The 13,632-nt window shown below is 70.4% G+C and carries 12 protein-coding genes; 3 read left to right on the forward strand and 9 right to left on the reverse strand.

What is annotated here, in order from left to right; all coding sequences use genetic code 11:
• Positions 1-23 precede the first annotated feature (23 nt).
• Positions 24-956 carry a methyltransferase gene (locus AB0H93_RS29960; RefSeq protein WP_358576787.1) on the reverse strand — a complete coding sequence of 311 codons (933 nt, stop codon included), beginning with the start codon at positions 954-956 and terminating at the stop codon, positions 24-26.
• Between the two features lie 277 nt (positions 957-1,233).
• Between AB0H93_RS29960 and AB0H93_RS29965 the strand changes: the two genes are divergently transcribed.
• The gene (locus tag AB0H93_RS29965) at positions 1,234-2,079 is read left to right on the forward strand and encodes a TauD/TfdA family dioxygenase (protein WP_358576788.1); all 846 of its coding nucleotides are present in this window, start codon (positions 1,234-1,236) and stop codon (positions 2,077-2,079) included.
• 184 nt (positions 2,080-2,263) lie between these two features.
• Here AB0H93_RS29965 and AB0H93_RS29970 read toward each other — a convergent pair whose 3' ends face one another.
• From AB0H93_RS29970 to AB0H93_RS29985, 4 genes are all read right to left on the reverse strand, one after another.
• Positions 2,264-3,688: an MFS transporter gene (locus tag AB0H93_RS29970; protein ID WP_358576789.1), complete on the reverse strand. Its 1,425-nt coding sequence runs from the start codon at positions 3,686-3,688 to the stop codon at positions 2,264-2,266.
• Positions 3,689-4,063: 375 nt separating this feature from the next.
• A complete protein-coding gene (locus tag AB0H93_RS29975) occupies positions 4,064-4,579 on the reverse strand; it encodes a hypothetical protein (RefSeq protein WP_358576790.1) in 516 nt (171 codons plus the stop codon).
• Between the two features lie 4 nt (positions 4,580-4,583).
• A complete protein-coding gene (locus tag AB0H93_RS29980; RefSeq protein WP_358576792.1) occupies positions 4,584-6,338 on the reverse strand; it encodes a VWA domain-containing protein in 1,755 nt (584 codons plus the stop codon).
• 1 nt (position 6,339) lies between these two features.
• On the reverse strand, positions 6,340-9,015 hold the full coding sequence (locus tag AB0H93_RS29985; RefSeq protein WP_358576794.1) for a P-loop NTPase fold protein: 2,676 nt from the start codon (positions 9,013-9,015) through the stop codon (positions 6,340-6,342).
• A gap of 410 nt (positions 9,016-9,425) precedes the next feature.
• Here AB0H93_RS29985 and AB0H93_RS29990 point away from each other — a divergent pair, with 410 nt between their 5' ends.
• On the forward strand, positions 9,426-9,932 hold the full coding sequence (locus AB0H93_RS29990; protein WP_358576796.1) for a sigma-70 family RNA polymerase sigma factor: 507 nt from the start codon (positions 9,426-9,428) through the stop codon (positions 9,930-9,932).
• Positions 9,933-9,953: 21 nt separating this feature from the next.
• On the opposite strand, the gene AB0H93_RS29995 is transcribed toward AB0H93_RS29990, so the two are convergent.
• The 4 genes from AB0H93_RS29995 to AB0H93_RS30010 all read right to left on the reverse strand — a co-directional run bounded on the left by AB0H93_RS29995 (position 9,954) and on the right by AB0H93_RS30010 (position 12,256).
• Complete coding sequence (locus tag AB0H93_RS29995; protein ID WP_358576797.1) at positions 9,954-10,454, reverse strand: putative glycoside hydrolase; 501 nt, start codon at positions 10,452-10,454, stop codon at positions 9,954-9,956.
• A gap of 102 nt (positions 10,455-10,556) precedes the next feature.
• Positions 10,557-11,069, reverse strand: coding sequence for a histidine kinase (locus AB0H93_RS30000; RefSeq protein ID WP_358576799.1), 513 nt, complete (start codon positions 11,067-11,069; stop codon positions 10,557-10,559).
• A 307-nt stretch (positions 11,070-11,376) separates the two neighbouring features.
• Entirely contained in the window at positions 11,377-11,610 is a 234-nt protein-coding gene (locus AB0H93_RS30005; RefSeq protein ID WP_358576801.1) for a hypothetical protein, read from the reverse strand.
• A gap of 322 nt (positions 11,611-11,932) precedes the next feature.
• Positions 11,933-12,256 carry a hypothetical protein gene (locus tag AB0H93_RS30010; protein ID WP_358576803.1) on the reverse strand — a complete coding sequence of 108 codons (324 nt, stop codon included), beginning with the start codon at positions 12,254-12,256 and terminating at the stop codon, positions 11,933-11,935.
• A 221-nt stretch (positions 12,257-12,477) separates the two neighbouring features.
• On the opposite strand from AB0H93_RS30010, the gene AB0H93_RS30015 reads away from it, so the two are divergent.
• The gene (locus AB0H93_RS30015) at positions 12,478-13,614 is read left to right on the forward strand and encodes a 3-deoxy-7-phosphoheptulonate synthase (protein WP_358576806.1); all 1,137 of its coding nucleotides are present in this window, start codon (positions 12,478-12,480) and stop codon (positions 13,612-13,614) included.
• The last annotated feature ends 18 nt before the right edge of the window (positions 13,615-13,632 follow it).

A 13,632-nucleotide genomic window follows, 5' to 3' on the forward strand; every position in this document is an offset into this window, starting at 1 on the left:
GGACCGGCGCCGTGCCAGGGGCGTCACTTCGGGCTGCACTCCACGACGACGAGGCCACCGGGCCAGGTGCGGGTCTCGGTCAGGCTCAGCCCCGCCTTGCCGACCAGCGCCTCGAAGTCCGCGACGCTGCGTTCCTGGCCGCCCAGCAGCACCAGGGACTGCAGGTCGAAGGAGGTGTTCTGCTTGGCGTGGTCGTCGCCGGCGAGAACTTCCACGACCAGTACCCGGCTGCTGTCGCCGGCGGCTTCGGCGCAGCGCCGCAGAATCCGCACCGCGTCCTCGTCGTTCCAGTCCGTGAGCACGCGGGAGACCAGGTAGACGTCCCGGCCGGGCGGCAGCGGGTCGAAGAAACTGCCGGGCACGAACGAGATCTGCCCTGCCACGCCCGCCTCGGTCAAGAACTGCCCGGCCTCCGGGGCGACCGCCGGCAGATCGAGCACCTCGCCGCCGAGGTGCGGATTGGCCCGGACGACCTCGGCGAGCAGGGCACCGTGCCCGCCGCCGACGTCGATGACGGTCCGCGCCTGCGTCCAGTCGAACTCCGTGGCCAGCACCGGTCCGGTCTGCCAGGCGTAGGCGGCCATGACGCCGCCGAAGAAGCGCCGGAGGTCGTCGTTTCGCTGGTAGTCGTCCCAGAACGGGGTGCCGTGCACCGTGCCGTAGGCCGACGTGCCGGTGCGGATGGAGTGCAGCATGCCGCTGAACGCCAGGTCCATCCGGGTGCCCGGCCCCTCCAGGTCGAGCCAGTCCCGCAACCACTTGCCGTCCCCGGAGAGCAGCTGCCGGGACAATGCCGTCAGTCCGTAGGTACCCGGCTCGGTCTCGGCGAACAGTCCGATGTGGACGAGGTGGCGCAGCAGCCGCGCCAGGGATTCCCGGTGTGCCCCCGTGGCGGTCGCGAGCGGACCGAGTTCGGTCGTGCCCCCGGACACCAGCTCCGGCAACCGCAGCGTCACCGCGACGCGAATGGCGAAAGGTGTTGCCAGATCGATGAGTCTGGCCAGTTCGAGACTTGTCTCGGTGACAGCATCTTGAGATTCCGCGGAATCCATGGACACCTGTTTCCCTTCGAATTGAAGACCCGACCGCCTCCTTCTTTCCATCCTTACCGGCCGCCGGTCGTCGCGTCAACGACCGCGATCACGAGGAGAGCCGCATCGGAGTCCCCGGTGCGGGCTCGCGCAAGCATGCCAGAAATATGCGGATACAAAGGGAAAATGAGGTGACCGTCCAATGGCGAGCAACGACATCGACGTACGTCCCGTCTCCGGTGCACTGGGCGCCGAGGTGCGCGGCCTGGACCTGGAGGAGCTGACCGAGGAATCCTTCGCGCAGCTGCACGATCTGCTCATGGAGAATCTCGTGCTGTTCTTCCCGGAGGCCGATCCGCTCTCCGCCGAGGCGCACAAGAACTTCGGCCGATTCCTGGGAGAACTGGAGGTTCATCCGTTCCTGCCCAAATTGGACGGACACCAGGAGATCGTGGTGCTCGACTCCGATCAGGGCGCGAAGGCCGACGTCTGGCACACCGACGTGACCTTCCAAGCGAATCCGCCGGTCGCGTCCATCCTGCAGATCGTGCAGTGCCCGCCGCGCGGCGGCGACACGATGTGGAGCAACCAGTACCTGGCCTACGAGGCCCTCTCCGCGCCGCTCAGGGACTTCCTGGACGGGCTGACGGCCGTGCATGCCTTCACGCACCCGAACGGCACCTCCTTCGAGGCCGAGCACCCGGTGGTGCGCGTGCATCCGGTGACCGGCAGGCGATCGCTGTACGTGAACCGGATGTTCACCATGCACATCCCGCAGCTGCGCCGGGCGGAAAGCGATGTGCTGCTCGAACACCTCTTCACCGTGGCGGAGCGCCCGGAGAACGTCTGCCGGTTCGGCTGGCGGCCGGGCGCGATCGCCATGTGGGACAACAGGGCCACCCAGCACTACGCCGTCAACGACTACACCGAGCGCCGCGTCGGGCACCGCGTGACGATCCTGGGTGACGAACCGAAGGGCGACGAGCCGCGCTGGCCGCACCTCGCGGACACCGGAAGCACCGCCGCCGACTTCCGGCAGCGAGCCTGAAAAGGGCATGACGGCATCGGCCTGCCCCGACATGCGCCGTCCTGCCCCCGGCTTGGACACCAACAGCGGAACCCCGCCGGTGAAGCCACCGGTGGGGTTTCGATCTGTGCATCCCTGGGCGGCGACGGTGCAGATCCACAGCCGGAGTCGTGCGGGCACCCGGTAATTCCGGTCGACGACCGGGCTACCGGTCCGCGGAACGCGCGGAGCCAGGCAGGAAGGCGGCGATCAACAGGGCGAAGAGCGCGGCGACCGCGCCGATGGTCAGCACGACGCGGAACCCGTCGAGCGAGGGGATCGCCGCGCGGCCCAGGTCGATCGTCATGTGCGCGAGCACGACCCCCGCGACCGAACTGGACAGCGAGGTGCCGATCGAGCGCATCAGCGTGTTGAGGCTGTTGGCCGCCGCGGTCTCGGACACCGGCACGGCGGCCATGATGAGCGCGGGCATCGCGGCGTAGGCGAGTCCGACGCCGACGCCGACGATGCTGGAGACGATCACGAGCTGCCAGATGCTCGACATCATCACCTGGCTCAAGCCGTACCCGATGGCGACCACGAGCGCGCCGGCCATCAGCGTGACCTTCGGGCCCCTGGTCCGCGAGATCCGCGCCGACACCGGTGCCATCGCCATCATGATCAGCCCGTTCGGCGCCATCACCAGGCCCGCCACGAGGAGCGACTGCCCGAGCCCGTGTCCGGTGGCCACGGGCAGTTGCAGCAGTTGCGGGACGACCAGGGACATCGCGAACATCGCGAACCCGAACACCACCGAAGCGGTGTTGGTGAGCAGCACCTGGCGGCGCACGGTGGTGCGCAGGTCGACCAGCGGCTGCGGCGCGCGCAGTTCCCACCAGCCCCACACCGCCAGCACCGCCAGTCCGGTGACGAGCAGTCCGGGAGTCAAACCGCCGGTCCAGCCCCAGTCCGCGCCCTTGGAGATCACCAGCAGCAGGCACAGCAACGCGACCGACAGGCCCACCGCGCCCGGCAGGTCGAACCGCCCGCCGGTGCGGACCCGCGACTCCGGCACGAGCGAGATCACGAGCACTGCTCCGACGGCGCCGAGGGCCGCGGCCACCCAGAACAGGGTGCGCCAGTCGGCGTTCTCGGCGATGAACGCCGCCGCGGGCAGCCCCAGCGCCGCGCCGACGCCGAGGGAGGCGGTCATCACCGCGGTCGCGCCGCTGAGCCGTTCCGGCGGCAGCTCGTCGCGCATGATGCTGACGCCCAGCGGGATGACGCCGGCGGACAAACCCTGCAACACCCGCCCGGTCAGCATCGGGGCGAGCCCGCTCGACAGCGCGCAGACGACCGAGCCCAGCACCAGCATCCCGAGGCTGAACAGCAGCATCCGCCGCTTCCCGTACATGTCACCGAGCCGGCCGACGGTGGGCGTGGCGATGGCCGCGGCGACCAGCGCGGCGGTGATCGCCCACGCGGCGTCCGCCGCGCTCGCGTTCAGCATCCCGGGCAGCTTGGGCACCAGCGGGATCATCAGGGCCAGCGTGAGCGAGACGACGATTCCGCTGAACGCCAGCACCGGGACGACGGTGCCCGACCGCACCTGCGGGGCTGCGACGGGAGGCGTGCTGGAGGCACTGGTCATGGTCGGATGAGCTCCCATCGTCTGCGCGGTCGGGCGACTCGGAGTCCGGCGGGCTCCACGAAGCCTTCAACCATCGAAGCATCGCGATCATGCCGGTAGCGACTGTCTTTCCCGGACAGGAGTAGCGTTTTCAGGGTTTTCCTCCACCTGTGGCGGCCGGATCACTTTCCCGGTGCCGCAAAAGCACTAGGACGCGTCCGCCGGAAGGTCGAGCGGTGGTGATCGATTGTGGTTGTGGCGCGTGGCGATTCGACGGATGCGGAGTGGGCGATCCTGGAGGCGTGGTTGATCGCCGTCGCGAGCACGAGGGTGCACAGCCACGGGTGAGCTCCCACCGGGACGCGACGCGGTGAGCGGAGCCGGCCCGTTCGCCGTTCACGAGTTCCGTGGGAGTTTCCCGAGTTCTCCCTTGAGCTCTTCCTGGGCCGTCCGGAGGTGCCGCACCAGCACGTCCCACCCGACCGCCTGCTCCGGGGCGTGCTTGCGCGTCTCGACGAAATCGACGATCGTGCGCAGCCGCTTCGCCGCCTCCGCTCGCGCCGAGGCGTCTTCGACGAACTGCATGGCCCGCTCGCACTGGAACTTCAGGATCACGATGTCGCCGGCCAGCTCGACGGCCTGGTCGGCGTGCCCGCGGGCGTTGTCGCCGGCGTTCCTCGCCCAGACGCGGACCCGCTCCTCGACGTCGAACTCGGTGGCGTCCGGCTGGGGCGGGGCCGGCGCGAGCTTGCGCCACGTCGCGATCAGGAACACCACGACGGCGATCGCCGGCCCGACGACCGCCGCCAGCCACGGCCACGGCCACCACAGCGCGAAGATCCCGCTGAGCAACCCGAAGACGATCGCCTCGGCGACCGCCACCCGATCGCGGAACCGCTCTGGAAACGACATGTGCTCACCCGAAATTCCGGAAGACGCGTTCGAACGTCTGGTCGATGTCCAGGGGATTGGTCGTGTCGTTGTACGTGGCCTTGGTGATCCTGGAGATCTCCTGCAGCGCTTTGACGTTCTCGTCCCCTGACTGTCCATAGGGGATGGTGAAGATGGGGATCGGCGTCTCCCGGGCCTGCGGGTCGAGCTTCGCCAGCAATGCCGGTGCGCCGCCGGGGTAGGGCTCGGTGTTCGCGCCGTCGCTGAGCAGCACGATCGCGTTGATGCGATCCGGGTTCGCATCCCTCGTCATCGTCTGGTAAGCCTCATCGATCGCCTGGTACAACGCCGTTTCCCCGACCGCCGTCAGGCCCTGGATCTTGGCCTTGAGCTCCTCGCGCACGCCACCGACGCGGGAGACCGGCACCACCTGGACGACGGACGGGTTCGACGAGAACGTCCACAGGCCCACCTCGTCGTCGACGTTGAGCAGATCCAGCGCCCGCTGGGCCGCCGGGATCATCAGCTGCAGCTTCGACGGATCCTGGTTCGTGTCCGGGTCGTTGACGGATTCCTTCATGGACCCCGAGAGGTCGAGCAGCAGCAGAACGCGTGCCTTGCGGCGCACGTTCTGCCAGCTCTCCAGCATCGCCGCCAGCAACTGGCCGTCGGGCGGCGGCACGAAGTTCAGCTGCTGATCGGCCGGCACGTGGAGGGTTCGCCTGAGCTGATCGGTCGGCCGCGTCGCGTCGTCGAGGGAGCGGAAGCCGAGGTCGGCGAAGCGCTTCTGCCGGTCGGGCTCGATCAGGAACCGGTAGAAGTCCTCTGCGACGGCCCGCTGTTCGCCGGTCGCCGCGGACATGACGACGAAAGGATGATCGAGCTCCAGCGTCCCGTCCCGCGGGTGCACCGCGCGCAGCGGGTTCTTCGGGCCCTGGCCGTTGATCCGACCGGGGTCACCGGTCGGCGCGCCGAGGTTGTAGACGTAGGCCATCTGCTCCTGGATCACGACGGCGTCGAGGTACGGCCGGTAAGCCGGGTCGTTGCTGTCCCAGCGCTGTTCCTGGTCGTAGATCGTCTGCATGTACTGCACGGCCTCGTCGCCGTAGTTGGACACCGACAGCTCGATGTCGCGCACGAACTGCTGGACCTCGACGGCGTTCAGCCGTTCCCGGGTCAACTCGCCCGGCGCCGCGTTGTAGGTGACGACCGTGGCGGCCAAGCCGGAGGTCGAGGTCTCGGCGTTGTCCCTGCCGAGGATGAAGTCGTCCCAGTCCGGCTTTCCGTAGCTGGACCACCCGGACTGGGCCAGCTGGAGCACGTCGGCCCACGTGCTGAGCGGCCTGTTGCGCTGTTCGAGCGCCGCGGCCACCGACCCCGGCATGGCGATGACCAGCGTGCTCCTGGTGATCGACCGGGCGCCCGGCACCAGCAGGTCGCCGTGGCCCTCGTGTTCGAGCAGCCGCAACCACATCGACGACGTCGGCAGCCACACCTCCGGCGGTTTCGCGCCCTCGGCGAGCAGGTTCTTCATCTTCCCCGAGGTGAGCGCGGTCATCTCCACGCGCGCGCACAGACCGCCCACCGCGCGGTGCGCGTCGTTGTACTCCTTGATGAGTTCCGCCATGAGGGCGGCCTTCTCCGACGACGAGCTGACGCGGATGGTCTCCGTCCGGCTGCATCCCGTCGAGGTGGACAGCGATATGGCGCCGGCCGCGCCGGCCAGTGCGACACCGGCGATCCCGCCGAGCACGTGGCGTCGTTGAACGAGTCGAGCCACGTCAGTCCTCCCCAGATCGCGTGCGAGGCTCGGTCAGGTCCCAGGTCTCGAAGCTGAACCGAGCGATCGTACCCGCCCAGCGGCGGTAGGTCGAAGGATTCCCGTGCACCGCGGGCCCGCGGCTCAGCACGCCCAGCAACCTCGTCCAGATGTCGCGCACTCGTGCCGACTGTTCGGCGGCGACGCGTTCCTCCACCAGCGCAACGACGTCCCCCTCGTGGCTCGGGTCGCGCAGCATCGCGATGAGGGCCCGGCATCCTTCCGGCGCGGCGACGAGCACCGCCAGGAGCACGAGAACGGCCTGGTACTCCCCGGTGCGGATGAAGTCCTTCTCGTCGCGGACGGTCGTGCGCACGAGGCGGTAGAGGTTCACGAACCGCTTCACCGCGCGGGGCGTGGCCAGCAGCGGGCGGAGCCGCTGGATGAACTCCAGCTCTTCGGTCTGCAGCCACAGCTTTTCCGGCTGCGGATCGGGCGACTGCAGCCGGGGTTCGGCCGGTTTTCCGCGGTCCGGCGCGAACATCTCCGGGCCGACACCGCCCGACCGCGGGGCGTCCGGCGCCGGTGCCGTCGGCAACGCGGTTTCGGTCGGCACGAGCGCCTCGACGAACCGCTCGGCCTCGGTTCCCATGGGGCGCAAGCCGAACACCACCTGGAAGATCTTGTCGAGGTAGTCCAGCGGCGTCGCGCCGTCCTCCCCATCGGCGTGGCCGCCGAACAGTTCCGAGTGGTACTGCTCCAGGCAGCGCCGCAGCCACCGGGGATCCACCGCGACCACCACGACGAAAAGCCGGAGCGCGAGCAGCATGTGCACCGCGGCGAGCACGTCGACGACCTTGCGCGGCGAGCAGCGGTCGAGGTCGTCGATGTGGAGGATGACCCGTTCCAGCGGCGGCGAACCCGCGGAGGCCGCCCGCTGCTGTTCGTCGGCCTGATCCCACTCCGCGAACGCCTTCTCGGCGGATTCGCTGAGCCTGCGCAGATCGGCGTGCGCGCGGCCGAACAACCCGCGGTACTGCTCGTAACCGCCGGCCCGGGCCTCCTCGATCACCAGCGCCAGCTCCTGGGCGGCGTCGAGCTTCGCGAGCTGCATCTTGGTGTCCCGCACGCGGCTGTCCAGGTTCGGGGAGTCGCCAGCGGTGAGCCGCCGGGCCGTGGGCCACGTCGTGGTGATCAGTTCGACGATCGGCAGCACGGTGCTCACCGCGCCCACCAGCCACGCCCAGACGGCGCCGCCGGTCAGCCACACCACCAAGCCGGTCGCGGCGGCGAGCAGCAGTGCGATCCCGGCTGCCCACGCGAGACGAGCACGCCGGAGCACGAGCTTCGCCCACCACAGCCGCATGCGCGCACGCAGCCGCCGGCCCAGGCCGGCCTCGGGATCGGCCAGCTCTTCGAGGAAGCGGAGCTCCTTGCGGAGGGTGGTGCGTTCGGTGCGGACGTCATCGGCGTCGGGGGGCACGGGTTCGGCGAGGGTGGCGAACAGGTGCTCCACGATCCCGACCCACAGGTGGTCGTCGTTGTAGTGCCACGCGTCGAAGCGCACCTGGCGCACCGCCGTCGCGAAGACGCTGCGCGCCGGATTCCGGCCGGCTTCCTTCGCGAGCCGATCGACGTTCTTCTCGAGCTGGCGCAGGAAGCTCGACTTGCCCGATCCCCAGCGGCCGAGCAGTGCGATCGCCAGCGGCGGCCTGGTTTCCCGGTCGAGGACGAGCTCGGCGAGGCCGCGCACGTCGTCGGCGAAGTCGAGCAGGTCTTCGTCGCTCTCCTGGTCGCTGGCGAGCCCGGCCTGCGGTCGCTGCTTCGTGCCGGGATCCGCGGGGCCGCCCGTCGTCAGGTCCCAGACGCGGATCGAGCCGTCCTCGGCCCCGCTGATGAGCAGCCTGCTGTTGGGCGTGACGGCGAAGGACCGCACGGCGCCGTCGTGCCTGCCGTGCATCTGCATCGGCTTGGTGGGGCGCTCCGGCTCCCAGGCCCAGACGCCGCCGTTGAAATCGCCCGCGACGACCTGCCGTCCGTCGTGCGTCACGGCCACCGCGACCACGTCTTCGCAGCCGGTCAGCTGCACCGTGCTTTCCTTCTGCCCGCGGTTCCAGCAGAGCACGCCGTCCAGGGTTGCGCAGGCGACGCGCGTGCCGCCGGGGGAAGCCGCCACCGCGGCGTTGCCGGGCGCGTGGCCGTTCAGCCGGCCCAGTTCCTCGCCGGACCAGTCCGTGACGCGGATGAGCGGGTCGGAGCCGGCGGTGACGACCTGCCGGTTCCTGGTCACCGCGATGCTCTCGACGAGCCGGTGCCCGCTGGGCCAGCTGCTGCCGTCGGGCGGTTGCAGGACGGTTCCCGCGAGGTCGATGGCCGCGACGGCGTCGCCGCCGGGCGAGATGGCGGCTGCCGTGACGCGAACGCGGTGCCGCGCCGGGGCGGTCCCACGGTTCGAGACCGCCCAGTCGACCGTCGCGGTCCGGCCGCACGAAACGACTCGGTCGTCGGCGGTGACCGAGACCGCGAGCACGGCGTCCTCGTGCTCGGAGTGCTCGTGCAGCAGCACGCCGGTGCGCAGGTCCCAGACCCGGACCGTGGCGTCGTCGCCGCCGGTGACGAACCTGCGGCCGTCCGGGAAGACGGCGATGGCGCGAACTGCGCCGCGATGGCCCGCGAACGGTTCCGGTGTGCTCGTCATGGTGATCACCGACACTATCGCGATCAAGACCGGGCACACGTGGATTCGGGAAGAAAGGCAACGCCTTCGCCACGCAGACCCCGCGCCACGGCCCTACCAGGCGAAACGGGGTGTGGCGGCCGCTGATCAGGGAAGACCGGCCCCGGCCGCGGGAAACCACCCGCGAGCAGTGCTGAACCGAACGGCACCACGCCGCCGTGATCCAGGAGAAGGCGCGCGGGACGAGTCCGGGAACAGGTCCGGCCTGGGGGACAGCCCTACCCCCGCGGGGCGGGACAGCCACCGGAAAACCAGCGGGACAGCACCGGGGAACGGAGGGACAGACCCGACGATTCCCGCGCCGATCAACGGAAGCATTCCTGTCGACACCAGGGGATCGCCCAGCACATCCGCCGGGAAGGGAATGCGAAATGAACACCATGGACAGTGTCATCCGGGAGCACGGTGCCGCGCTGCGTTCCTACGCCACCCGCCTCACCGGCGACCGGTACCTGGCCGAGGACGTCGTGCAGGAGACGTGGCTGCGGGCCTGGCGCCACGCCGACCGCCTCACCAACGGCAAAGGCTCGGTGCGCGGCTGGCTGCTGCGCATCGCCCACAACGTCGCCATCGACCTGCACCGCGGCCGGCGGGCCCGGCCGACCGAGGTCGGCTTCGACGGCGAAGCGCTGGCGAACACCGCCGTGCAGTCGGCGCCCAGCGACGAGGTGGAGAACCGCATGGTCGTGGGAGAGCTCCTCGACCACCTCTCCCCGGTTCACCGCAGCGCGGTGGTGGAGGTCTACTTCACCGACCGCACCGCGACGTCCGCGGCATCCGTGCTCGGCGTTCCCGTCGGCACCGTGAAGAGCAGGCTGCACAACGCACTTCGCACGCTGCGCGACCAGTTCCCCAGCCCGCTCCCGGAAGCCGCGTGACGGAATGGCAGGAGCGGCGGGTCAGCGCAACTCGGTGCAGGACGTGACGTCCGCGTCGTCCGCGGCGCCGGTCTCGATGCGCACGTTGGAGAAGGTGACGTCCATGCGCCGCTGGGAGTAGACGACGAACGGGGTGTTGACCTTCCTCGGGTCCAGTCCCGCCGACACGAAGCAGGACAGCGGAATCTTCACCGCTGCCTGCTTCTCCACCGGCAGCCCGGCGAACAGCGAGGTGGCCGGCAGCTCGGCGACGCACGGGTACTGGCAGTGCACCACCGCGATCTTCGTGGTGTCGTCCGGCGGCGGCGCGTGCAGCACCGCGTCGAAGACCAGCGCACCCCCCGTTTTCCACATAGGACGATGCGCGTGCTGGAGATCGGCGCGGAGCGCATCGGCTACCGGCTCAAGGAGCGCGTCGCGGGAGTGCAGGTGCTCGCCGACACGCTGGACCGCATCGCCGCGGGCGAGATCGTGATCGAACCGGCGTTCGCCAAGCGCCTCGTCGAGGCCCCGGCCGGGCACAAGGACAGTCCCATCGCCGCGCTGACCGAGCGGCCAACAACGCGATCGCCAAGGAGCTGTTCGTCTCCGCGAAGGTCGTCGAGAAGCACATCGCGTCGATCTTCACCAAGCTCGGGCTGCCGCATGACCAGGTCCGTGCTCGACGAGCGCGAGCGCCATCCGCAGCGCGACGAGGTGGTGCTGGGCGCCGTCGTGCAGGTCGCGTTCCAGCCCGCGTCGTTCCTGCTCCATCTCCACCGTCGCGCGCCACCGGTCGTCGGCCAGCTCGCGCGCCGCGGCATCGCCGTCGCGGCGCAGCCGGTCGGTCTCGGTGGCCAGGCGCACCGCCGCCAGCGGCGCGCCGAGCACCGCTGCGAGCGCGGTCACCGGCCCGGCGGATTCCGGCGCGAGGGCGAGGATTCCCTGCAGCTCACCGCCGTACTCGACGGGGTGCTCCAGCCGCGGCCCGGCTCCGTGCCCCCACCGGTAGCGGTCTCCTGCAACGCTGAACGCGCATCCGGTGGCACCGAGCGCGGTGCCGACCACGCGGGCCAGATCGCGCGGGTCGGGGGCGCGCCTCAGCTGCGCGAGGTACTCCGACACCGCCTCGATCGCTCGTCTTTCCTGCCCACGCACCCTGCGAAGGTATCGCGTGGCGCGAAGTGCAGGACGACCCGCCGGGCGAATACCGGCGAAAACTGTGGAAATGGCGTGCTCAGGGCCCGCTCTCAGGGGATTGTGTTATGGATCACGCCGCGAATTGAGGTCCGGCGGGCGGCCGAGGAATCAAAGGGGGCGGAGAAATCCGGGGCGAAGGGCGAGCGGGTTTCGCAGATGTTCACGCATTCGCCGCATTGCCGCTCGGATCGCCCCGGTGGCGGAGCGGGGGCGCCCGGTTTTCGCCGGACGCCCCCGCTCCGGGTGCTCGATCAAGGGCGAGCGGTCACCGCATCCGCCACAGCTCGTAAACGCCGTTCGCCGGCCTGCACTCGTGCGGCAGGTCCACGCCCGGGCTGCCCGGGCCGCCGACCATGTCCTGGTAGCCCTGCTCGCACGCGGCCGCGGTGTGGTACCAGTGGCCGGTGTAGTACCACTCGGCCGGTGCGGCGGTCGCGGACGTCGCGGTGGCGACGAGCATGCCGAACCCCACGAGGGCACCGGCCATGAGCTTCTTCACAGTTGATCCTTCCTTCGCCCGGGAAAATGCCGAACTCGCATTCCCGCCATGGATTGCCGCCGGCGCGCGCCGGTATTCCAGCCTCGCGGTTGACCGGGATCCGGCGCGGCGGCGGCCTTTCGGATGAACCTGCGATCGTTGCCGGGATCGGATGAACGCCGTCCGCGAACTCGATCGCTGCGGCCGAAGTTATCAGCGCGGTGACCGGGGCCACCGGAATTGTCCGCGGGTGGGGAAGAACGGGCAGTGGATTTGCCCGCGATCCGGGCGAGGAGCGCGGAGTGAACCGCGCGCGGTGGATCAGCGTTCGTGTGACCGGGCTTCAGCCGCAGCAGAACGGGTCGTCGCAGGGGGCGCCGGCTTCGCTGCCGTAGGCCACGAAGTCCCGGACGGGCGCGAGGATCTCCTCCGCGGTAGCGGCGGCCAGGGCGGGGAATGTCTGGTTGAACGGCTTTCCCCAGGTGGGCGGTGTGCTGTCGGTGTCGAAGCGCGCCGCGCCGTCGACGAACAGGGTCCACAGCGGATGATCCGGGAAGCTGTTGAGCCGCAAGACCCACGACCGGCCGTCGACGGTGGCGGCCACCGGGAAGCGCGGGTCGCCGGTTCGTCGCCATTGCGGCCTCGCGAGCAGTTCTTGCGGTGGCATGCGCTCAGTCTCGCCGAGTGATCGGCAGCGTGGAAGCCCCGGCCCGCCGCGATGAGTGCCCGCCCGCGTCTGGATGATCCTTTTCGCGCAGTGCTGTTCCCTTGATCACTCGATCCCTACGCCCGATTTGATTAGGTTAGGCTAACCCAAGTGGCCTGCCGGGCTTCGTGCTCCCGGCGCCGACCGCTTCGGGAATCACGACGGAGGAGGAGCTCGCCGGCATGGCTGGACCCGCGGTACCCCTCGAACTGCCCGCCATCGCGGACGAACCGCTCGCCCTGGCGTGGCCGGACGACTCGGCACGGGTCCTCGGGCCGCTGCCCACCCCGGCCGAGCTGGCCGAGCGCTTCCCGCGCGGCGAACGGCTGCGCGCCCAGGTGGCCGGGCACCGCCGTGCAGTGCGGGAGATCGTCGACGGCGCGGATGACCGGCTGCTAGTCATCGTCGGACCGTGCTCCGTGCACGACCCGGACGCCGCGCTGCAGTACGCCCACGAGCTGGCGGCCGCCGCCGCGGCGCACGACCGCGACCTGCTGGTGGTGCTGCGCGCGTACCTGGAGAAGCCGCGAACCTCGGTCGGCTGGAAGGGACTGCTGCACGATCCGCACCTGGCCGGCCGGGAGGACCTGGCCGAGGGTCTGGCGATCGGGCGCGAATTCCTCGTGCGCGCAGCGAATTCCGGCCTCCCGCTGGCGTACGAGTTCGTGGACCCGTTCCTCGCCCCGTACGTGCTCGATCTGGTGTCGTGGGGCGCGCTAGGCGCGCGCACGGTGGCCTCCCAGCCGCACCGGCAGCTCGCGTCGGCGCTGCCGATGCCCGTCGGCATGAAGAACGGCGTGACCGGGGACGTCGAGGTCGCGATCGCCGCGGTGCGAGCCGCGCGGGCACCGCACACCTTCCCCGCGCTGGCCGCCGGCGGAGCCCCGTCCGCGGTCGTCGGCGCGGGCAATTCCGCTTGCCACGTCGTGCTTCGCGGTGGTGCGCGGCCCAACTACGACGCGGCGTCCGTCGGTGCGGCGCTCGACGAGCTGCGCGCCGCGGGCGTCGGGGCGGGCGTCGTGGTCGATGCCTCGCACGGCAACAGCGGGAAGGACCACCGGCGGCAGCCGGGCGTCGTCGAAGACGTGGCGGCGCAGGTCGCGGCGGGCAACCGCGGCCTGCTCGGAGTCATGATCGAATCCTTCCTGGAAGCGGGCAATCAGGACATCGCGGCGAGGCCGCTGCGCCACGGCGTCAGCGTCACCGACGGCTGCCTGGACTGGCCCACCACCGCGCACTGCCTGGACGTCCTCGCGGAGGCGGCGCGCCGCAGGCGGATCGCGCCGGTGCGGCCCCGGACCCGGCCGGCCGGGTTGTGAGCGGTCTGCGGGCCCGGT

The organism is Saccharopolyspora sp. NPDC050642, from assembly GCF_040654735.1.
Lineage (GTDB): Bacteria > Actinomycetota > Actinomycetes > Mycobacteriales > Pseudonocardiaceae > Saccharopolyspora > Saccharopolyspora elongata.